This is a genomic window from Spirosoma sordidisoli (assembly GCF_004138325.1).
Taxonomy (GTDB): Bacteria; Bacteroidota; Bacteroidia; order Cytophagales; family Spirosomataceae; genus Spirosoma; species Spirosoma sordidisoli.
The window spans coordinates 90,282-111,788 of the sequence record NZ_SBLB01000013.1 but is presented as its reverse complement, the minus strand read 5'-3'; the positions used below and the strand labels follow the sequence as shown (position 1 = coordinate 111,788).

Below are 21,507 nucleotides of genomic sequence, written 5' to 3'. Positions count from 1 at the left end.
CGTCACAATCGCCCCAGAAGAATGGGTAGCCAACGAGTCTGCCGAAGCGGGTTGCTCCGTCAGTGAGTGAATCCGTAAAGGATAGTTTAGGAGGTCATCGGCCTGATTGGTTGAGAGCTCATCCATTAGGAAAGAGAGGAGTGTGCACTCAAAGATGACCTAATGTTTTGAACGATAGGTAGCTATACGTTAGATTTTCTATGTAAACTATATCGGCCCGCCTGATGGGGGCTCGTTTAGATCCTCGTTAGTTGCCCGTTAGGTGATTAAGCGGCCGTATGAACGAGGCACGAAGCTATGAACATAGAGCGAGAGAACGTTATCCGTGTTGTAAAAAGCCAGTACCTGCTGGACGGGATATACAGTTTGCTCCAGTTTGATGAACTCACTGCCAAATGACCAGATGGCACTCTGCTGGTGTAGCGCCACAGAGCCGGCAGCGGCTGAGGAGTCGACGTGGTAGATCCGGATTAAATTGATCTGCTTCAGAGCGATAATCTCCTGTAGATTGGAAATAAGTTGTTCAGCCGACGTTTTCATGGTCAATTAAACTATGTATAAGGTGGGAAGGGAGCATAAACCACTAACCACCCCATTTCGAACTGACGGGTAAAGTTGAGTCGTCAGACGCTGAACAAAGTCTGGCAGTAGCTATAAACAACCTTTTGGCAGGCGGTCATTTGCCGGCTTAGAGAAGTAATCCTAGGGTCGGGTTGAGCTGACGGCATGCAATTGGAGGCGGGTGGGGGACCTGGCTGGGACTGCAGTACCAGCGTTTTCGGCTGATCAAGCTGGTCCAGACGGTCCAGAGCTAATCCAATGGCTAATACGCCATCCTGCCAGGGCTTGAGCAGCGAATAGTACTCTTTGCCGGTAGCAGGCGAGTAATATATTTCTTCCTGGGTCACGGCTGATGAGAGAACGCGTTGGTAGGCTAGAAACAAACCCTGCCGGGCGTCCTGGCGGAATAACTCCCAAAAGGTGGCGCCCCGGTACCAGTCCTGCAAAGCAGGCAGATCGAGGGTAGCATAATGGTTGAAAGAGCACACCTCAAAATTAACTAACTCGCCCGGCTGGCTGCGAATAGCCCGGGAATGCATGACGCCAAACGGAATAACAAAGTGTTGGTCCTCCCAGACAAAAGTAGACGGTGATACTGCCATCGATAAGTAGGTAGTATAAAAGGCGTAAAGTTACCTTTATTGCATATTAAAATCTTTTGGTTACTTATATTAGTTTAAAGTTAATTTATTCTAAAGCTAAGTATAATTTGCTAAATACTTGCTATGTGAGAGTATTGTCGTAGGTTACGTAGTAATTTCAGTCATCAAGAGCCCTGCATTTCGCCAATAACTGACCAAGGGGCAGAAAAGAATCATTGGTAACAACGGACTGATATACATCTGTGCTTCTATATTCACTACTATACTGTTACAAGTCAAAAGGGACTACTGAGTAAAGTTAAAGGCGGATTGCCACTAATAATAAACGTATTAAGCAATGTCTCGCCCGGCATCAGGTTTGAACCAAGTCGGTGCTGGGAAAGACGGATAAACTACTGGGCAAATTGTATTTTGTGATGGGCTAATCCCCACTCGGTCAGCTTATGGATAATCGTCTGCAATGTTTTGCCCTGCTCCGTCAGTTCATACTGCACTGTTATGGGATAGGTATCCAACACCGTTCGCCTGACCAAGTGGCGGACTTCTAATTCCTTCAATTCTTTACTGAGCATCTTATTGGTAATACCGACAACGTCGTTCGAAATGTCAGAGAATCTCCGCTTTCCGTAGTAGCAAATCGAGGAAATTATGGAGATTTTCCATTTTCCACTCAACACGTTCATTGAGTCCTGAATGGCTCGTATGGCTCTTTTGTGTTCGTCATTCTGTTGGGCCTCGCACTGCATACGTTTCTTTTCTATCTTAAAGAAGACGGATTTCCATCCGCCTTCTTCGCTATTATCGGTTAAAGATTATTGTTTAACAATGTTTGGTAATTCAGCATCAAACAGTCTCGCAAATTCCCGACTGGATAAAATACCACCTTGTTTGCGGGTATCGTTCGCCAGGTTGTACGCCCACACGGCGGCAGCCCTTCTTTGGGTATGCGTACCGTGGTGCGTGTTATTGTTAAACTCGCAATCACCCTTATTGAAAAACACATCCAGGAATTGTTGCACTCGCTTCCACTGCATAGCCGCTCCCCGGGCGTGCGACAAGAAGTACGCAGCGTACGCATCGGCCATCAATTCGACACGGCGGGCAATTTCCGGGGTTAGTTTCATACCCGGTTTTAATATACCCAACTGATATTGAATCTGATGCCCAAACTCATGGGCCAGAGTAGCCTGCGGAGCAACGTCTCCGTAACCAAGCTCTTCATAGGCCTGCAAGAAGCCATCACCCATGATAATTTTAGCCGTCACCTGACCAACACCAGGATAGGCTGTATCCGGGGCGGCAAATGCATTAAGTGTAAAAACAGGATGAATTCCGTTAAGGTATTCCGGGTAGGTTTTCAGTAAAGTGGCTACTGAGTCGGCATACTGATTAGCCTTGTACGCACTATAGCCATATCCTACTTGAAACGTTCTAACCACTTTTCTCCGGTCCTGCAGCATGGAACCATGCATGCCAACCACAATGATGTTGTTCGACTGAATATCCCAGAAGCGTTTCAGTGCTCTAAAGCCTTTGTTTATTGGCTGGGTGTATTCCCCGTTAAGCCCATAATATTGTTCAGCAGGACTGTTTTGAAAATACGCTGTATGATAAGTAGCCAACTCCACCATCCTTAAGCTTCCTTCTAGTGTATCTGAAAGAACAAATCCTGCCTTCTCTTTCCAACCAAGAATTTGCTTGCCAGTCCATAAAAGCAATGGCGTAATTTTATTACAGGGCGTTGGCTCCACATTCCCCAGTGCCCGGTAAAGCAAAGCGCGGTATTGCGGTTCATAAGGAGCGAAACTGCCCGAACCCGCTTTTGGCTCGTCTTGGGTAGCGTTCTGTTGAGCTAAATTCGGGTTATCTACCGTATCCAGTTCTTTCTCACAACCAGCAGACAGCAGTAAAGAGAAGGCAGTAACTGCTGTAACTAATCTAAAATTTTTCATAACATTTATTCTTGTTTAGTAAACGTATTGATAGCGAAAGCTTTCAATTGGGCCATTTGGCCCTGGCGAAAACGCCACACATCGCAGTAAGCCTACTCAATCATTTCCCCACTTTCATCCTTCAGGCTGATCGAGCCAATTGCCGAAATATACTCCCCCTCGGCAATCAGATTGTCGGCCCTGAACATCGGTGGTGCCACGTATTGCGCTTTCATATAGGCTCGAACCGCTTCCTTACCTTGCTGAGGCTTCTCGACTACAAAACTTTAAGAAAAATCGTCGGTGCAAAAGGACAGAAATCCTTCACTGTCGCCCTGGGCGACGCACGCATTTACTGTTAGTAATACAGCCTTATTTCCCTCTGACATAGGAATGGTGGTTACGGCTACAGTATTTTGAAGCCTACGCTGAAAGCGAATGAACCGGGACGACCATCTAACTCAGGGATTAGTTTCTCCAGGCCGCCTTCATACCTGGCCTCAAGAATGAGGTTGGCCAGGTCTATCCCCAGCCCGGCCTGATAGCCATACTGGTGCTGTTTGAAACGTGCGCTGGGTGAAAGCTTTTCTAAGACAGCCGACTCATTCTTTAATTGTCGCGAATACATGGGACCAGCCATAATCCGTAAGTTAATTCGTTCGCCGTCGATAAGCTTGACCCCCAGCAGTAGGGGTATATCCAGGGACTGTAGTTTTACCTTCCCATCGATCCTGTTGCCCGGAGTGGCATCAAAAGAGATCTTGCTGCCCTTTTCGTTGAAAACTGCTTCAGGCTGCAGGTAAAACCGGCCAACATTGATGCGCAGAAAGGCCCCACCCTGGAAACCGGTGGCATACCGATTGTTGATTTTCCTGTCCGCTCCGGAGAATGAAAGTTGGCTGTAATTGATGCCAAATTTAGGCCCAAAGTTTGCGGAAACTTGCGAAAAAGTGGATGTCGATATAAGCAACATGCCCAATACGACACTGAAACTTCCGATGGTTTTCATAACATGAATGTTGTTTTAAGTGAAAAAAAGATTGGCCGGATTGAGAGAAAATCAGATTGGCGGATTGGCCAATTACCGCCATCAGTACCTGGCATTAGTCAATGCTGGTAGCAGCGTGTTTTAGTCGTACACCAGGAGAAACCCAGCTTGATATGAGCAGTTTAATGCAAGGCCGGGTAAGCGGGTGTTGTCTTCTTTGCAAAGTTGAACATCACGGATCGTAGCAGCGCGTGACGAACCGCACGATTATGACATGATGTAAGTCACGCCAGTACTACAATGGCTGAACGTCTCACGGGTGACACCCAGCTAAGAAGCCAGCAGGGCTTTTTGGGAAGCGTCAACAAGGCCGGGTGATTAAAGCAAGCCGTAGCAGCACGAACGGGCTTATGAATCCGTTGGAACACTGGGCATTTTGGCACCCGCTTGTCTGATTGGCTTCATTATCGGCTCTTCGTACCGAAAGGGGTACGCTTGATGAGGTAATCCAACGTATTCGAATACGAATCGATCTGGTTACCAAACGCACCTCTGGACTTGTCGTAGTAGGTGCTTCCCCGGTCCGTATAGATAGTCAGGGCAACCTTGGTCTCGTAATTGGCGTTTGTAATGGTATTGTTACTCGTTACGGCACTACCCGACGCTTTTGTGTCTCGGCTGTTTTTGTCCCGGTTTAGGCTTGCTTTGTCCTTGTACGTGGTAGCCGCGCTCCCGGTACTGATCGTGCCTTTGTTCATTACGTCCACCGTACCCAAAACGACATACTCCACCCCAAGCACGACCGCCAGCTCTTCAGGGTCGACCGCAGCGGCATCATTCAGATCAATTTTGTTTTTTGCCAATAACCGATTCGTCGTCAGCGGGTCCTGCACGATGATGTTAGAGGTATTTTGCCGGAAGGAGCTGGCACAATTGGCTTGCAATCGTTTACTCATCGGGTCTGATTGTATCCCGGGTTCATTGGTCACTAACAGGAAAGGCAACACCGCTATTTTATTTTTGCGGTCCGTCGGGGCTGATGCAAATCGAGCCGGTTGTGAAGACTGAGATGCGGCCGTTTGCGGGGCCTCATTGATCACCTCAACACGGCCGGCAGCAAACTGAATTTTACTAATTTTCTCTTTTGGCAGCTCGTATTCAAGCTCTTCTCCGGCGTACTTAAACTTGACGGTGTTTGCTTGAATTCCGATAACTTTCCCTTCTTTTCGTTCTCCATCCAGCATGATGACCGCGTCGGTTTTGCTCTGGGCAAAACTGTCTGTCATTGTTCCACTGAATATGAGTAACATCAGCCATAAGACTGATAGCAGGCAATTACATTTCATGATTTTGATAAGTTGTTAAGTTGAACATTGATTTTTAGCAAATAGGGTTGCACTTAGCCTCGAAAAAGGCTATTCGACTGGTAAATCATTTGTCTTGTTTGCTAGGATATTTTAGGCATCGCTTTCATTGAATGCCTGGTAACGGCTACGAGTAGTCGTGAGATAAAAAAGATATTTACTGTAAATACCTTTAGCTAGAATCATAATGAATCGTCTCTATTCATTCAATTATCCGGGGGCAGGGAAAGCAATTTAGCATTGATCAGCTCAAAGAAATCTTTTTTATACGCTTCGCCAATTGTAATGGGTTGCGCTTCGTTCAATATGCGTACCAGATTACCTTCTATAGCGGTTAGATGACTCAGTGAAATAATGAAAGACTTGTGTATGCGAACGAAACCCATAGGAGAAAGATGCTCAATCAGTTCTCTCAATTTTAGATAAGCCGTGATCTTTCGCTGATCATCCATATGAATGGTTGCATAATTACCCAGGCTCTCAATGTAAGTAATCCGGCGCGAATCGATCTTTAGCAACTTTCCCTTCTGCTCGGTTTTGACAAACACATAATAATCTTGCTCATTGGCTGGGCGGATACTATTGTGAATGATCCATAAACGGTTAACCGCTTTCAAAAACCGCAGAAAAGAAATTGGTTTCAACAGGTAATCCACCACGGCATGTTCAAAGCCTTCCAGCGCATATTCCTTGTAAGCAGTAGTCATAATGACATGGCAGTCTTTGCCAATAAGTTTGAGCATTTCAAGGCCGGAAAGGTTGGGCATTTGTACGTCCAAAAACACAAGGCCTGGCTTGAGATCAGCGATCATTGCCAATCCATTTACTGGGTTTGTAGCGGTTCCTACCAGACGCAAAAAATGCACCTTATCAATATGTTCCTTTAGCAGATCGATGGCGTGTTGCTCATCATCAACTATGATACAGTCTATCATACAGGAAACGATATGTTTAGTGAAACACTGAAATCCATGTCGTCGTCTTCCACGATAAATCGACAACGTTCGCCATACGTCAAACTGAGCTGCTGAGTGATATTTCGAAGCCCCACGCCATTGGATAACTCTTTGCGACCTTTTCCTTTTCTGTTTCTGATGACAAACGAGAACTCGTTCATTGAGCTATCTACTTTGATGAACAGAGGATGGTCAGAGGCATGTAAATCGCCGTGTTTAAATGCGTTTTCAACCAGTGTAATCAGCACGAGTGGCACAATGCGGATTGACTGATCGTCAATCTGTTCTTCATAACAAATGTTCAGCTCGTGGTTATAGCGACGCTGATTAATCTCAACGACATTTTTCATGTGCTCCAGTTCATCCATAATATTCACCGTACCATCAACACCCGTATTTTTCCCCAAAGCATACCGCATAATATTAGCCAGCATTAGTACCGAATCGGCCGTTTCTTTATCCTGTTTAATGACCTTTCCGTAGATAAAGCTTAACGAATTGAACAAAAAGTGGGGGTTGATCTGATGCTTGAGGGTGCTGAGTTCGGCTTCGGTTTTTTGCTTCTCCAGCAGGATACGCTCTTTTCCTTTTTGAACCCATTCGACCAGCAGCGCTGCGGAAAAACTAATAACAAGGACGTACAGATAAGACATGAGTAATAACCAGATAACACTGTTCTCAGGCAAAACACTTGAAGAGGACAAAGTACTGCTGCGCTCCTGATCCCTTCGCTCAACTAAAAAGGAATAGTAATTGAAGGTAAATTTTACCAGAAAGAACAGTATCCCGATTGCCCATACCTTAGAACGACTGCGCTCTTTGCGCATAGCAGGAAGTATTACTTCAAAAATTAAAATGTAATGAGTGATCACTGACTCAATCACAAAAATCAGAAGATTTAAAGAAAAATTTCTCTGACTCGTAACACTTCGTATGGTCTGTGCTGGGTTGACCACGTACGACATAAAAAAGAATGAGCCGTAAAAAATTAAGGAGAACAAAGCCAATGCAACCAATCGCTTGTTGTTCACTCTCAAGAAATTTATTGCCGCTTTAAACATGCTTACAGGAATTTGAAAAACTTCACATCAACTGAATGTTACGAATTTAGTGGTGTGATGAAGTACAATAAAGAGGAGGTTGAACTTGCCGCTAATAATGCCATGAACAGGATTTCTACCAAGTGATCTGATAGTATCTTTTTCATGTCAATTAGTTTTATTTTGACTTTTAAATGATTCATGTTACATCTGAGGAAGGAGTTACTTACTCTGGCCTTGCTATTCGTCAAAAAATCACGTCATACAATTATTCTCCATTCCGTAGCCAAACCGTAAGACAAATGTATGGGGGCAATCACTGATGACAAATTATATTATCTGAACAGGCTGTTTGTACATGTCAACCGGAAAATTGATCAATACTGGACACTGGAAAAACCTTACAGTAAGCCTAAAGTGTAATAGTTCAAAAAATAGTCAAGTACTAAAACTGCGTCGGGCAGTAGACATCGAATGGGCTAATTTTCTGTCCATGGCCGTCGATCTGACGACTGAGTCCAGCGTGATACAGGCTATTTAGGCTACTATTGAGCAATTTGGGCGAATTGATGTGGTACTCAACAACGCGGGTTATGGACAGTTGAGTAGTCTGGAAGAACTAACCGACGACGAAGCCCGGGCCAATTTCGAGGGTAACGTGTTTGGGACGTTAAACGTAATTCGTCAGGTGATGCCCCACTTGCGACAACAGCAGACCGGGCATATCCTCAACCTTTCTTCGATTGCCGGCATTACGAGTAGCTTTCCCGGCTGGGGCATTTACTGTGCCACCAAATTTGCCGTTGAGGGCTTATCCGAATCGCTGGCGGCCGAAGTGGCTCCCTTCGGCATCAACGTAACTATCGTGGAACCGGGTTATTTCCGCACCGAGTTTCTCTCGTCGGGTTCGATGCGGATTCCCGCAGGGTCAATGCAGGAGTATGCATTGGTGCGGCAGTCGGAAGCGGCTCATCAGAAACAGATTCGGGGCAACCTGCCCCGCGATCCGGTGAAGGCCGCAGCCGCCATGATTCAAATTGCCAAAGAGCCTAACCCGCCCCTACATTTGCTACTGGGTCAGGATGCGTATGATATGGCGCAGTGGGAAGCCCTGACCGTATCCACCGGATCTGCGTAGGTGACCGTCGTCTACAAGCTCAGTAGCTCATACTTCCTGCTGCAATCGTCCAATTGGGGCTGGGTTGAGTACTGACGAGGATATCTTGCTTATTTGGAAGTGTACCCGGAAGCGAAGGCACCGGTAGATGGCTCACTCTGCCGTAGAGAAAACGTACTTCTCCGCGGCAGAGCGAACCTTTTTTTGTTTCGTCAGACAGGCAAAAAGGTGTCGGCATAATCCCTGGCAAACTCGGCGAAGGGGCGCGGGGGTTGCCTCGTAACGGCCTGCACATCCGATGAGACTGCTGACGCTTCATGGCGGCTGTAATGGGCATAATCTTCAATTAACCCCTCCGCCTGCCAGGCTGGAAAACTGATTTGGTTCAGTGCAGCCCGCATCTGTTCCGGGCTAACGTTCACAAACGATACAGGCTTGCCAAGAGCGGTTGCCAACTGACTGGCCATCTGCGCGTGAGTGAGCGAGTCGGGACCCGTCAACGTATAGCTTCTTCCGGCGTGACCCGCCTGGGTTAGCGCGGCCACGGCTACGGCGGCAATGTCGCGCACGTCCACCACACTGACGGGGGCGTTGCCAATGGGGGCCCAAAACTGACCCGCCCCGGCGATAGTCGAGCGAAAACTAAGCAAGCCTTGCATAAACAGGTTGGGCCGCAAAAAGGTAAAGTCTACTCCCGACTCCCGAATGGCCCGCTCCACGACGGCATGGTAATGCAGAAACCGAACGGGCGATTGCTCGTCAGCGGCCAGTTGGGAGAGCTTAACAATGTGCTGAACACCAGCCTGTTTAGCCTGACCAACAAAGCGCAGTTGCTGTTCTTCAGCCTGCTCGGAAGAGGGAGTCAGCAAAAAGACACGCTCTATGCCGTGCAGGGCATCAGCCAGCGAATCTACGTCGTTAAAATCACCCGCCACGACCGCTGCGCCCGGCAATGAGGCCAGTTTCGTTTCTTGTTCTGCATGGCGAACCATTGCTCGGAACGGGATACTCATGTGGGCCAGGAGTTTGGTCAACTCAGTGCCGATGTTGCCTGTCGCTCCGGTAATGAGGATGCCGGGCGTAGTTTGATGAACTGAATCTAAGGGCGTTTTCATGTGTTTACGAATTGGTTGATTGTTAATCAACGCTACAAAAGTAGGCTACCTACAATGGCCCCACTTGTACGAAAACGAAAGCAAATGCCACATATGGAGACGCAATTGATTGAAGCCGATGACCGATTATCGCGTGTATTCAGCCATTTCTACGTGGTTCGTCAGCCCCCCGAAGTGCCTACCGTGTCGCAACAGCTACTGCCCAACTATGAGATGCTGCTGGCGTTTAATTTTGGCTCCGAGCTACCCATCTGGTTGGGTAAGGAGTACTATACGATTCAACGTGTGGCGATAATCGGTCCTTTGCAGACGTTACTGCGCTACAATCTACAGGCCAGTGCTGATCTGATGGTCGTCATGTTTACCCTGAATGGCTTCTATCGGCTGTTTGGCCAATTGCTTCGGCAACCGGGTCAGGTGGCCACAAATGTCGTGCTGGAACTGGCTGTCCTGACCGACTTGTGGACACAGTTGGCCAATCTGTCCTCAACGGACGAGCGTACCCAGTGCTTCAGTGATTTCGCAGCGAGGAATCTGACCCCTATGAATACCGCTATGCAACCGCTGCTGGATACAATTCCGCACTTTCGGCACACGCTCGTAGATCCTATCAAAGCCGTTGCCCAACAACATGACCTCTCGGTCCGCACCCTACAACTCCGGTTTCAGCACCAGGTAGGGTATTCAGGCAAAGCCATGATTCGGTTTGTCCGGTATAAAGCATTGCTGGCTCAGTTACTGACTCAGCAACCTACCCTGCCGGACTGGGCCGATCTGGTTGTCAGCTATGGTTATTACGACCAGAGCCATCTGGTTCGGGACTTTAAATTCTTCACCGGATTAGCACCCAGCGCATTCATGAAGCAGCTGGCTGAGCAAAGTTTGTGCATGAGTCAGCCAGGAAAGTTTTATTAACTCCGGCGTGAACGACTATTGCGCCGGAGTTTTGGGAAATCAAGTGATTTCGTCAGTACATTACCTTTTATAAATAGCCATAATTTCATGGGACGAAAGTAGTCGTTCTACCTCTGCGTCTGCCAACCCCAAAATCGTCGCGCAATCCAGTACGATGCTGTCCATGTTGGTTTGTAAGTCATACTGGGACGAAAACCTGGGCAGGTTTCTGACGGGTTGTTCATCCGGCTCCAGCGCGATCCGGCCCCAAAAGCGGCCCTGCTTTGACTCGACGGTAAAGCCGATAAATTCGCCTTTGTCGAATTCATGCAGGTCTTCGGGATTCACAATCGGGCGTTCCTGCTTGCGGTAACTGATAGTGCTGCGGCCCCGCTGCGGCTGGTGCCGTCCCTCGAATAGGCTACTGAGGTCAAACGCCGGGCGGTTGTCGCGGGATTCCTCCGGCGTAATTACCTCGTGCTTGCCGATCAACTGACTGACGTATTTGGCCGTTTCCGCACTTGACACTGCTCCGTAGAACTGGTTGCTGAGCGTTCCTAAAATCATCTGGCTTTCCTTCTCGCCGTAATATTTACGTACCTGAGACAAGTCCTGACACATATAGACCGTAGCAATTTGCGAACTCCGGCCCGTCGCGGGTATCTGCTCGAAGTTTGGAATGTAGATGGTCGGAGCCTCATCCAGCAACAGAATGGAATGATGCTTGCCCTGACGGTTCATTCGTTTCACGGCTACAGTCGTGTACAATCCCAGTAGCGGTCGTAGTGAATCCATTACCTCGCGGTCACCACCCAAACAAAGGAAGATCGGATTGTTGGCGTTGTTCAGATCCATACTAAACCCTTCGTCAGTAGCCGACATGACCCAGAATACCTCTGGCGTGGCCAACTTGGCCAATGTGTTCTGTAACGTACCGATAACACCCGATAGCTGATCGGCGGACTTATTGCCGATGGCTGTAATAACACTCATGACATAGCTCAAACATTCCGAGTCACTGCCGATAAGCGTCATCAGTTTGTCATAAGGCATCTTCGTGATCAGCGTTACGACATGGGGCAAAGTACATTGAGCCGGATGGTGCTTGCGTAAGTACCAGATCAAGCCGGTTAAGACAGCCGTGCAGGAACGCGACCAGAAGTCCTGCTTCTCTATGATTTCCTGTTGCAGATTTTTGAGAAGTGCCAGGGCGTATTCTTCTGCGTAGGTGATAGTCGGTATATTATCCGGCGCAATCGGGTTGAGCCGGTGCGTCCGGTTCATATCCTGAAAATTGAGGATACAGAAGCGCGTCGTTGCATCAGGGTTCAGCTTGCGGTAGTGGTAAGCATACTTTGTCAGTTCGGGAAATTTAACGTCGTACAGGATGCCACAGTAGTTCTGTGCCAGGGCCTGCCGGATAAATGGCTTGGCCAACGACTCCGACTTTCCGGAACCGGGACCACCAGTGATAAACACCCCCCGAAATGGGTTAGGCACTTTGATCCAGCCGCTCGATGTCGTCCGAAACTGGAACCCTTTTTTTGATACACCTGCCTTTCGGTCTTCACTTATCGGTCTCTTAGGTTGCGGACGCAATAGCCAGGCTCCAACACCGATGCCAAATAGAGTGCTTACCCCCACTCCTACCGGTACAATGTAAGCGAATTGGTACGGAAACCGGTGCGCCGTACCCAATAGTGCTACGCCAATGAGGTAGCCCAACAGAACCAAGAGCTGCACCTTCTTTGCCGGGCGTTTATCCTTTTGTAGTTCCGCCGGGCGGCCGCTGCCGTAGCTTTTAGTATCATCGGGTAGGGCAAAAGCCATCGGGATTATCAGTGCAAACAGCACCCGGAAGAGCCAACCGCCTTTCGTATATAGGTTCAGCAGTTTAGTGTACCAAACTGCTGAACTCGGCTTGACGTGTAGTAATAGAAAATATTCGCCCCCTACCAGCAGGCCAACAAGTACAACCAATAATAGTACGGCATTACGGTTCTGGTTCATCGAATTGTTTGTTGAATTAAGTCTCTTTACGCAATCAGTTCAAAGTTAACCGGGCCATTATCGACGACGTTTTATTCGCCGTTGGTAATCGTCGTCCTGACTGCGGGCCTGCGCTCCTGTCTCCGGTACACTCTCGAACCGGAGCGCACTGATCAACGGACTCAGATCGGTACGACCTGGTTTAACTTCCTGTTTTTTGGTTGATTTTGTTAGTTCTGGTTTGGCTTCTTTACCAGTCAACGGCCTCGGCTCGGGGGGAGCAGTACTATCCCGTTTGGGTTTCTCCCCAACCGGGGCCACGAGTTTTGCCATTAATGGTTGATGATTCCTAGCCCGTTCAGATTGTGTCCTTTTGCCCGGTTCATACGATTGAAAAGCCCGGCTATCGTCCCGCTGATGCCGGGCATTTTTTGCTTTCGGCTCAGTAGCGGCATTCAGCCGGTCATAAGCCTGGTTTGCAGTGAAGATGCTCCCGTGCTTGACACCCCGTTCGATCTGGCTCATACCTTTCCAGAAATCAGTCGAATACGCATGTTGTCGGCCAACGGTCATCATCCGTTCGCGGTCGAGTGACAGGCCCAACCTATCCAGTCGGGCGATCTGCTTTTCTAACCGCTCTTGGTGTTGTTTCTCTGTTACCGTTATTTTGCAGCCGAACGCCTGTTCAAAATCTTTGTAATTCTTTTGCAGCCAGGTTTTATAGTTGAATTGGCTACTGCCTGCATCGGGATGAAGCGAACGACTCATGGTTCGATCCCGTGCCGATACGATAACGTGAATGTGCGTTTGCTCTCCCTTCTTACGCTGTCGGGCTTGTACCTGCCCCGTCTGCACGGCATCATCCAATCCTGAGTAATGGCGGCTCCGGTGAATGGTCGCGTACCAGACAAGGCTGTTACTCATCAACGATTCCTTACGCTTCTGAGTAAAGTTAGCCGCATAGTTTTCCATTACCTGTCGGGTATATGCTTTCAACTTATCGGGATCATCGTTCAGATGCCGGAGTTCATCCTGACTTGGCGAAATGACTAAAGAGTGAAACATCGGCTTGCCTTTCTGCACTCCCTGAACATTTCCATCAATGCGCTCTTGAACTTCCTCAGCTCGAATATCCTCTCGTTGCTGGTCGAAAAAGATAGCCCTGCCCGGCATGCTGTCCCCTGCCGGGGCCTGCTCCTGCTGCCTTTCTTCCCGCGCTTCGTGTTCGAGATAGTTGACTAAAAAATGGGATGAGCCAGCGTTCGAGTAAATACCTCCTTTACTGGCTGGAAGTACACGAATTACCATGCAATTGGTATATTATTTTACTGTGATATTAATATTTTTATATTATAAGATCACAGTATTGTAGTGTATCAATATTTCTGCATCAATTCGTCGTACCGTTCCTGATACCGTTTGGCTGCCCACGTCTGAATCTCGGCTAAATCGTCGGGAGTATCACGGTACTGATGAAACAGCAGGTTCAGTACCAGGTCACTTGTCAGGTAGCCGAACAAACTCATCTCTTTGATAAATTTAAGATCTGCTGGTGGTTCTGCTGCACCAGGCAGCTCCGACTGCTCCAGCCGGGCATCTACTTTTTCAAGATGCTGCCTGACCGGTTCCATATACCACTTCTCATGGCTTTGCAGATAGGTTATAATTCGGTCGGTAGTACGTACGACGGTTTCCTTTAACGGATTCCTGTCGTCCTCCCGGCTGGGGTCATACCCTAACTCGATGTAGTGGTCAACGGCCCTACTGAGAAATTCATTGAGTGTAATTTTTTGAGGTTTCCCAGGCCCTTTCTTACGAGCCAATTTCTGGTTTAATTTCTTGACCTGATCGCGGGCGCGTTGAGCTACCTCCGCGTCAATCTTCACAGTTTCTCGCTCCATCTAAAAATCAGGCACTTACAAATAAAAGTGTACAGTTCAAATGAGCCAACTAGCTGAATATCAATACTGTTAAATGTTAAATGTACACTATTTTACAGTATTGGACCAACTATACAATTGACTTTCAGTTGGTTATAATTTCTTATCTTGCTATCTACAAAAAAGGCAATATGCCTATTGATCCTAGTAGCTAAATAGGCTAACGAAATTACATGAATTTGATGATTTGCGGAAAGAGTCGGGGACTGTAAATTAGCACCCCTTTTTAGCCGATGCAGTACGCGATTGATTCCATAAATCGCCCAACCAGCTCCAGGTCTTCGATACGCCAGGTATCCGGGTGATCTCTTCGTCGGGCCAGATCCCGATAATGTTGCAGGTTCAGTAAACGTCGGTATTGAACTAATGGTATGTGTGAATCTTGCAGGCAACTATAAACCTTATCCCTTACCTCGATGAATTCCCAGTAGTGCGCTATCTCCTCTTGGCTACCGAATCGTTCGAGAAGCAGGCGAACGTCCTGGTAGGAAAACCTGCGCTCACCCCGCCGTTTTGTATAGTAGTTAGTCAGGCTTAATCCTAAGTAGGCGGCTATTTCGGGGTGCTCCAGATCCTGTTTCAAGTAGCCATCAATCTGCTTCAGCAAACCCTGGTAGGTTCTAACAATATCGATCAGCTTACGCTTGACTGGGGGGACATCCGTTAGCATGCACAACAAAGGTTAGTAATTATAAGCTGTAAAGAACAGGCAAAATCACTTAAATCCTTTGTCTAAATCGTTTAAACAGCATTTTTCTTACTTTCGTGCTATAAGAATGATACAACCTGATTATAAAATAAACTGATATACCACGAGAGTACGATAATAATATCATACTATCGTGGCGGACTTACATTACATGTCTTACGTTTCTTGAGCAATTTGAATCATCTTCTTAAAACCGTCCGGAGGAATATGTGTCCAATTAGGATTCCAAAACCGACCCGTCGGACCGTGCTTACTGTCGCCAAAGTCGAACTTGACCGCAACGGCGGACCGGCTCATACCTTTATCAATATCAGTTGCGATCACAATGCCTGATTGCCGATAAATAGTAATCTGGCATTCGCTTGGGTATCGGTTTGGAGCAACGAATTTTATCTGGGTCGTCAATGCGATTGTACTGTTCCACATTTTGAAAAATTATCCTACTGCCCACCGGTTGGCAGGCAGTAGGGGAGGGGCTCAGGCTTCGTATTGTGGGTTAAGGTTTTGAATATAGTTAACGGCCTTCTGTGCCTTCTGGGCGGCTTCAAAGAAAAACCGTTTGTCTCCTCGTAGCTTGTTCAGCCAACCATTAATATAAGCGGTGCTGTTGTCAATAGTAATGGCACTAATACCAGTCACGCCACAGAGATAAGCAGCGCCCAACTCAGCTGTTAATTCCTCCTTGCTATATGTCTGCGACCCGAAAGATGCCATTTCTGTAATCTCCGCCCGATTTAATCGGCTGCTATGACCGGTAGCGTGTACTAATTCGTGAAATAGGACGCTGTAATAATCGGCTGCCCTCCTGAAGTTCTGAGCAGGTGCCATATTGACTATATCTAAAAAACGGTGTGTAGTAGCACCGGGCCGGGTCATTGTTTACCAAGCGGGGGCGGTTCGGCATCTGGTCAATGATGCGCTGACAACTATCAATGACAACCGGCTCCGGCTGTTGCTCGGGGTCTTTAATCTCTATAGATAGGGTGGTATCTTCAATATTGAACACCCGGTAATACCGCAACACTAATTTATACTCTTCCTTGCCCTTTTCATCCTTTACTGCCCGGCGGCCCGGCTTGATTGGTTTCCAGAAAACAATTGGTAAACTGGCTGCCCCTGTTTTTACCGTGCCTCCCAACTCCTTTACTTGATTGAACGTCAAAAACATGGGAGTACGGTAGGGGGTAAGCGCCAGCAGGAACGCGTTCACCCCGGTGTAAGGTCGCTTTGTAGCATAGTTGTGAGGAATACTATATTGCTGACCCTTTACTATGGCCACTTTCCAGGGTTTACGCCAAGGCAAAACACCTTTCTCTAGTTGCTTAACTACCTGCTCGTTAATGAATTCGTAAATGTCAAATTTGGCTTTCTTCTGTGCGTTCATAATGCTGTTGTTCTTACGTTAACTACGGTACTAATTTACGTATTATATCATTATAATAATATATTAAAATAACAGTGTACCAATTAAGTGTGTCTTTTTCTTCCCTTCAATTCTATCACAATGACGCACATCCGCGTGGGGCCTTTTCGGCCCGGTGCGTCCTATTTTGCGCTGTGGCCCCTTTTAGGGCAACGACACACTTTATACATTTCGCGAAAAACTAAATGATACTGGTATATTAGTTTATCAGTTAACTGGTATATTTAAGCTTGAACACGACCAATTAAGCACTAATGCTTCCAGCCACAAATCAGCCGGGCGACTACATTAAGCTATTTGAAAAGCTTAGTCATGAGATTCGCACAACCCAGCTACGTGCTACCCTAGCTGCCAATGCAGAACTATTGGCACTCTACTGGCGGATCGGCAACATCATTCTCGAGCAGGAAAACAGCAGGGGTGGGGGCAAAAGGTTGTCGTTCGCTTAGTAGTTGATTTGAAAGCCGAATTCCCTACCATAACGGGTATGTCGCCTTGGAATCTGCGGTACATGAAACGGGGCGCCGTAGCGATCGTTCGCGGCTGCCTATCTAGACAGTCAATTTGGAAGAGAGTCAATTTTGCAGGCGACGCCTGCAAAATTGACTTGGTACCATCACACCACGCTACTGGATAAAATAAGAGACCTTGATGAGAAGCTATTTTATATGCAGGCAACGGTTGAAAACGGCTGGTCGAGGGACGTGATGGTGCCGCAAATTGAGTCAAAGTACCGGGAGCGGTCGGGGAAGGCGATCACGAATTTTGACTGGACACTACCCGAACCCTTCTCTGATCTGGCCCAGCAGTCGCTGAAAAATCCATAGCTGTTCGATTTTTTGACCTTAACCGAAAAGTATGAGGAGTGGGATTTAGAAAACGTTCTGGTCGAACACATCACTAATTTCCTGCTGGAACCCGGTAAAGGGTTCTCATTCGTTGGTTGACAATATCCAACAGAAGTATCGGATCGGGAATTTGCCATCGACTTTCTTTTCTACCATCTTAAACTGCGGTCATACCTGGTTATTGAGTTGAAGGTTGTCGAGTTCGAGCCGGAATTTGTCGGTAAGTTGAAACGCTCCGGCGTCCCGGTTCTACCTGTCGGCCGTGGACGATCAGCTTCGGGGTGAATTTGACAACCCAAGTATCGGTTTGCTGATTTGCCGCCGACACGATAAGTTGATAGCAGAATATGCGCTACGGGATTTTCACAAGCCAATCGGCATCACCCAGTACAAATTGATGGAGTCGCTGCCCGATAACCTCAAAAGCACACTACCGTCGATCGAAGAGATCGAGGAGCGGCTGCGTCAGGAAAAGGGGGTCGCCGACGAATCGGATACTACCGCTGAATGAACCAAGGTGATGATTCAAGCAACTACGTACCTGAATCCATTAAGTTTCCCTACTCTGCTTTCTAGTTAACATTCATCTCGTCCTTTACTGATACCTAATGGCCCTAAGTTGGACTGAGATAAAAGACCGCGCCCTGCGCTTTGCATGGGAGTTTCGGGGATATTGCCCCCCCTGGTTTCGCTGTAAACTGACCAGGCGTTCCACGGCAAACTGACCAGAATATGCGGCTGTATATCAGCCCTTTGTTACCAATGATTCTTTTCTGCCCCTTGGTCAGTTATTGGCGAAATACAGTGCCCTCGATGACTGAAATTACAAATCAGTATAAGCTAAGCTTGCTCTACGACCGTATTCAGCGGGACAAAAGACATACGGATGTAACCACTTTGATTAGTCAATCAGTTAATCAACGCCTCTTTTCGTCTTGGAACATGGGTTATAAAGCGCTGACAACGAGTCAACTTGACGAAATTAACGTCATCGTTGATCTGAATAATAAAAAAGCCCTCAATCCTAACTAACAGTCTATTCTAGATCTGATCCAAGCGTTCTATAACACGAATTAGAGCGCTTACTATGTAAAGCGATTAGTCTAAGATCTAAGCCCGATTCAGTAGTACGCTCTTAGTCTCTCTTTCCCTAACCACGCACTGACCGTAGGCTCACCCAGGTTGGTAGTTTGAGGCCGTCTAGTTTTTGTTGAGTTACTATTAGTATGGATATGAAAGAGGCAAAGGCTCTAAGAGAAAAATGGATATCACAGGGTAATACGCCATGCGACCACTTGGTCATTGAAAGAGAAAACTATCGCGACACGCCTACCATGGCTTTCGTTTGTACAACCTGTGGGAGATGTTTTCTTTTCGAAGAAAAGCAAGCTATCGAGCAAGGGCGGAAATCAGCCTAGTTTTCCCGCGTTCTACGGGCGTGAGCTTTTTGGTGAGATAGCTCATCTTTACACAAGCTAGACCATAGCACGTCAAACTAGGTAATCCGTCGTACAGTGGACAGTCTTGGGAGTAGTCTCTCGGTATCGACTTCTTAGTATATTTTTAACTTCAACCAATTACTTGTCAAGACATTATGAATTTTCTTCGGGGCAACTTCAACTGTGTCTTAACGTCTTGGCTATGCCGTTTCAACCAACTAAAAAGTCGATTCAACTCCAAGCAAGTTCACCGACTCAATTAGTTGAACAACTTCGCAGTATGAGTCCTGAGCTCGCTACCGCTTCATTATCGCTATTCATGCTCGAATTCGCTAAACAATTTAAAGAACGTACTAATGGGTTGATAGTGCGCACTGACACGACCGACCATTTCATTGCTGACTTACTGGATCATGGTTGGATAATAACAGAATCTAATGCGCAAGAATAATTGAGATTAACATAAGTGGCACTTATATAACTGCTATTCTAAGCGAGGTGAAGGTATCAAAAAAATATCAACTTGGCATTGGGCTAATGTGAGCCGCAAAAATTTGCCAACCTCTACCCTGATTATGCCAAACACGAGTGTAGCGATAACGACCACCAAAGGCATGATCTTGGTAGGTTCCTTGCATTTTCATAAGTGCAAAGACAACAGCCACTCCTTCAGAGATAAGTTGAGTAGTCACCTCTTGGGGTTCCATTGTAAGAATACGAAGTAAACCATCCCGATGAGCAGCTACATCGTCAATCTTATTTGATAATCGTCCATCTGGTTCAACAACAACAGCTTGGTCCGATATAAGTGAATCAAGTTCACTCACATCATTGGCAAGCATGGCTTTGAGGAGTCTTCTCTCCATCTCCTGAATCTGCTCCGACGGGTTCATACACAACAATTTGTTAGTTTCTCCCACAAAAATGGACTTGTATCACCCTTAAGCATAATCGGCGTGACTTGATAATTAATTTGTATATGTTGAGGTTAAGCGAGTATTGACAGTCTTTCACATTTCCAATAGTATGACTGGTATATCGTGCGAACTTATCTTTATCTACTACCTATACATAACAACAGTTCTACAACACTCCTAGTTAAAGTACAACGCCTAGCTAATTCAATGAATAGCCAGGCATTGTACTTTTGTCATTATGAGGAGTATATGACTCTTTTCTATCTATCAGCTAGAATAGACGAAATCATTGTATTCTTGCTCTTACCGGCAAAATTTAAGTAAACCTTACTGCCATTTAAACTACCAATATAAAGACCATCTTTATACACAACGTACTCGCTACCGTCTTTACGAATATCGAACAAACCAAGTGGATCGGTGTAAGAAGTTCCGTAGGCGATTCCTTTTCTGAGAATGTTGATTTGATAGTTATCAATCTTTGTTATCTCTATTTCTGAAGTGATTACGGCTTTTCCATCTGTAGAAAGGGTTGGAAAGTTAAGCACTTCATTTTCCATGTTTCGAAGTGTAGTAATTGAGTAAACTCCTGCAATGTCAGGTACTATATTTTCATTAGATGACTTCTGACAGCTAACGAGACTGCACAAAAGCAAAAAAAGTAGAGTGATGGTTTTCATAACGAATTTGTTTTCTCGTAAAATTAACTGCTTGACCATTATCATAATGTTAAGTAAATATTACCTTTTCATTTGTTGTATAAGTGAGCTTATGATTACTAGAGCGTAAAATAATTCTACTTTACCCGCTCGATCCGCACGCAGTTAACGTAGACCTCGACCCGGTCCAAAAGCTTGTAAATCGCAGTCGGATAAACGGTATTGTTCTGCAAATTCCCTTCGTATAAGACCTCGGCACTCATCTGACCGGCCACCAATTGCTCGGCAATATGCCAATTGACGGCCTCCTGGCTGGCAATATCCAGGTGATAAAAACGCACCAGTAAGTTCCCGTCCGGCGTTCCGGTGAGCCGAAAGGTCACGACATTTTTAATTCCACTATCGGTTCGCATACGCTTCGCCTTGAAGCCCTAAAAGTACGAATTAGCGAGGCCGTTTATCTGTGGAGTGGTCTGGATGCATTTAATGGCGGGCTTGCTTGTTGGAAAAGTTCTCTCCATAAGAAGGCCTATAATGGTAATTCCAGTCATCGAGAGCACTGTATTTCGCGAATAACTGACCAAGGGGCAGAAAAGAATCATTGCTAGCAAAGGGCTGATACACAGCTGTATATTACAGTGAAGTGCCTGGTCATTTTACAGTGAAACGAGGTAGTCAATATCCCCGAAATTCCCACCCATGCCTCACCCGCTGATTAGCGCGCCAAGAGCAAGCAGGTAGAGCTACAAACAATCAACTTGTGCGCGAATGAGACTTGGGCGAAGAAGTTAGAAAGTGCTTACGCCATCAACGCTTACCCACATTACGTGTTGATTGATATGGAGGGCCGAATTGTATAAAATTTCACCACTCGTCCCAGTCAGAACGCAAGGGCAAAAATCAAGAAAGCTTTCGCGGTAGTTAACGCCCAATGAATTAAATAGCATCAGGTGAACAACTTTATCCGTTTACAAGTGATTGACACAACTTCATCGGACGCTTTCTTCTTTTATTT

At 46.6% G+C, this 21,507-nt stretch carries 24 protein-coding genes and 1 pseudogene; 6 read left to right on the top strand and 19 right to left on the bottom strand.

What is annotated here, in order from left to right:
* Positions 1–258: 258 nt before the first annotated feature.
* The 9 genes from EQG79_RS29115 to EQG79_RS29075 all read right to left on the bottom strand — a co-directional run bounded on the left by EQG79_RS29115 (position 259) and on the right by EQG79_RS29075 (position 7,229).
* Positions 259–540, bottom strand: a complete 282-nt coding sequence (locus tag EQG79_RS29115) for a hypothetical protein (RefSeq protein ID WP_129606524.1) — start codon at positions 538–540, stop codon at positions 259–261.
* An 83-nt stretch (positions 541–623) separates the two neighbouring features.
* Positions 624–1,163, bottom strand: coding sequence for a hypothetical protein (locus EQG79_RS29110; RefSeq protein WP_129606522.1), 540 nt, complete (start codon positions 1,161–1,163; stop codon positions 624–626).
* A gap of 392 nt (positions 1,164–1,555) precedes the next feature.
* Positions 1,556–1,846, bottom strand: coding sequence for a winged helix-turn-helix transcriptional regulator (locus EQG79_RS29105; protein ID WP_240699506.1), 291 nt, complete (start codon positions 1,844–1,846; stop codon positions 1,556–1,558).
* A gap of 129 nt (positions 1,847–1,975) precedes the next feature.
* On the bottom strand, positions 1,976–3,115 hold the full coding sequence (locus EQG79_RS29100; RefSeq protein WP_129606518.1) for a hypothetical protein: 1,140 nt from the start codon (positions 3,113–3,115) through the stop codon (positions 1,976–1,978).
* A 92-nt stretch (positions 3,116–3,207) separates the two neighbouring features.
* Complete coding sequence (locus EQG79_RS31515) at positions 3,208–3,330, bottom strand: hypothetical protein (protein ID WP_262708645.1); 123 nt, start codon at positions 3,328–3,330, stop codon at positions 3,208–3,210.
* 170 nt (positions 3,331–3,500) lie between these two features.
* A complete protein-coding gene (locus tag EQG79_RS29090) occupies positions 3,501–4,103 on the bottom strand; it encodes a porin family protein (protein WP_129606516.1) in 603 nt (200 codons plus the stop codon).
* Between the two features lie 443 nt (positions 4,104–4,546).
* Positions 4,547–5,368 (bottom strand): hypothetical protein, encoded by an 822-nt coding sequence (locus tag EQG79_RS29085; RefSeq protein ID WP_129606514.1) that lies wholly within the window; start codon positions 5,366–5,368, stop codon positions 4,547–4,549.
* Between the two features lie 284 nt (positions 5,369–5,652).
* Positions 5,653–6,381, bottom strand: a complete 729-nt coding sequence (locus EQG79_RS29080) for a LytR/AlgR family response regulator transcription factor (RefSeq protein ID WP_129606512.1) — start codon at positions 6,379–6,381, stop codon at positions 5,653–5,655.
* Positions 6,378–7,229 (bottom strand): sensor histidine kinase, encoded by an 852-nt coding sequence (locus tag EQG79_RS29075; protein WP_165358981.1) that lies wholly within the window; start codon positions 7,227–7,229, stop codon positions 6,378–6,380. Before EQG79_RS29075 ends, EQG79_RS29080 begins: the two co-directional genes overlap by 4 nt.
* 760 nt (positions 7,230–7,989) lie before the next feature.
* Between EQG79_RS29075 and EQG79_RS29070 the strand changes: the two genes are divergently transcribed.
* Positions 7,990–8,580, top strand: coding sequence for an SDR family NAD(P)-dependent oxidoreductase (locus EQG79_RS29070; RefSeq protein WP_262708647.1), 591 nt, complete (start codon positions 7,990–7,992; stop codon positions 8,578–8,580).
* A gap of 191 nt (positions 8,581–8,771) precedes the next feature.
* Here EQG79_RS29070 and EQG79_RS29065 read toward each other — a convergent pair whose 3' ends face one another.
* On the bottom strand, positions 8,772–9,674 hold the full coding sequence (locus EQG79_RS29065) for an SDR family oxidoreductase (protein ID WP_129606508.1): 903 nt from the start codon (positions 9,672–9,674) through the stop codon (positions 8,772–8,774).
* A 93-nt stretch (positions 9,675–9,767) separates the two neighbouring features.
* Here EQG79_RS29065 and EQG79_RS29060 point away from each other — a divergent pair, with 93 nt between their 5' ends.
* Complete coding sequence (locus EQG79_RS29060; RefSeq protein WP_165358980.1) at positions 9,768–10,589, top strand: helix-turn-helix domain-containing protein; 822 nt, start codon at positions 9,768–9,770, stop codon at positions 10,587–10,589.
* A 60-nt stretch (positions 10,590–10,649) separates the two neighbouring features.
* Here the strand turns inward: EQG79_RS29060 and EQG79_RS29055 are convergent, their stop codons facing one another.
* From EQG79_RS29055 to EQG79_RS29030, 6 genes are all read right to left on the bottom strand, one after another.
* Entirely contained in the window at positions 10,650–12,578 is a 1,929-nt protein-coding gene (locus EQG79_RS29055) for a type IV secretory system conjugative DNA transfer family protein (RefSeq protein WP_129606504.1), read from the bottom strand.
* 57 nt (positions 12,579–12,635) lie between these two features.
* Positions 12,636–13,865 (bottom strand): DUF5712 family protein, encoded by a 1,230-nt coding sequence (locus EQG79_RS29050; protein WP_129606502.1) that lies wholly within the window; start codon positions 13,863–13,865, stop codon positions 12,636–12,638.
* 68 nt (positions 13,866–13,933) lie between these two features.
* On the bottom strand, positions 13,934–14,443 hold the full coding sequence (locus EQG79_RS29045; protein WP_240699502.1) for a hypothetical protein: 510 nt from the start codon (positions 14,441–14,443) through the stop codon (positions 13,934–13,936).
* Positions 14,444–14,723: 280 nt separating this feature from the next.
* A complete protein-coding gene (locus tag EQG79_RS29040) occupies positions 14,724–15,167 on the bottom strand; it encodes a hypothetical protein (protein WP_129606498.1) in 444 nt (147 codons plus the stop codon).
* Positions 15,168–15,683: 516 nt separating this feature from the next.
* Positions 15,684–16,034 carry a zincin-like metallopeptidase domain-containing protein gene (locus tag EQG79_RS31405; protein WP_240699501.1) on the bottom strand — a complete coding sequence of 117 codons (351 nt, stop codon included), beginning with the start codon at positions 16,032–16,034 and terminating at the stop codon, positions 15,684–15,686.
* A complete protein-coding gene (locus EQG79_RS29030; protein WP_240699500.1) occupies positions 15,952–16,590 on the bottom strand; it encodes an ArdC-like ssDNA-binding domain-containing protein in 639 nt (212 codons plus the stop codon). Before EQG79_RS29030 ends, EQG79_RS31405 begins: the two co-directional genes overlap by 83 nt.
* Before the next feature lie 620 nt (positions 16,591–17,210).
* Between EQG79_RS29030 and EQG79_RS31400 the strand changes: the two genes are divergently transcribed.
* The 4 genes and pseudogenes from EQG79_RS31400 to EQG79_RS29020 all read left to right on the top strand — a co-directional run bounded on the left by EQG79_RS31400 (position 17,211) and on the right by EQG79_RS29020 (position 18,509).
* A complete protein-coding gene (locus EQG79_RS31400; RefSeq protein WP_317126277.1) occupies positions 17,211–17,456 on the top strand; it encodes a DUF1016 N-terminal domain-containing protein in 246 nt (81 codons plus the stop codon).
* A 12-nt stretch (positions 17,457–17,468) separates the two neighbouring features.
* Positions 17,469–17,762 (top strand): annotated as a pseudogene (locus EQG79_RS31680) (PDDEXK nuclease domain-containing protein).
* Positions 17,740–17,988, top strand: a complete 249-nt coding sequence (locus tag EQG79_RS31510; protein ID WP_262708644.1) for a DUF1016 domain-containing protein — start codon at positions 17,740–17,742, stop codon at positions 17,986–17,988. The pseudogene EQG79_RS31680 and the gene EQG79_RS31510 overlap by 23 nt, the downstream one beginning before the upstream one ends.
* A 302-nt stretch (positions 17,989–18,290) precedes the next feature.
* Positions 18,291–18,509 (top strand): BLUF domain-containing protein, encoded by a 219-nt coding sequence (locus tag EQG79_RS29020; RefSeq protein ID WP_240699499.1) that lies wholly within the window; start codon positions 18,291–18,293, stop codon positions 18,507–18,509.
* Positions 18,510–19,434: 925 nt separating this feature from the next.
* Here EQG79_RS29020 and EQG79_RS29015 read toward each other — a convergent pair.
* From EQG79_RS29015 to EQG79_RS29005, 3 genes are all read right to left on the bottom strand, one after another.
* Positions 19,435–19,809: a nuclear transport factor 2 family protein gene (locus EQG79_RS29015; protein WP_129606492.1), complete on the bottom strand. Its 375-nt coding sequence runs from the start codon at positions 19,807–19,809 to the stop codon at positions 19,435–19,437.
* 284 nt (positions 19,810–20,093) lie between these two features.
* The gene (locus tag EQG79_RS29010) at positions 20,094–20,513 is read right to left on the bottom strand and encodes a hypothetical protein (RefSeq protein WP_129606490.1); all 420 of its coding nucleotides are present in this window, start codon (positions 20,511–20,513) and stop codon (positions 20,094–20,096) included.
* Positions 20,514–20,629: 116 nt separating this feature from the next.
* The gene (locus EQG79_RS29005) at positions 20,630–20,905 is read right to left on the bottom strand and encodes a hypothetical protein (RefSeq protein ID WP_129606488.1); all 276 of its coding nucleotides are present in this window, start codon (positions 20,903–20,905) and stop codon (positions 20,630–20,632) included.
* Between the last annotated feature and the right edge of the window lie 602 nt (positions 20,906–21,507).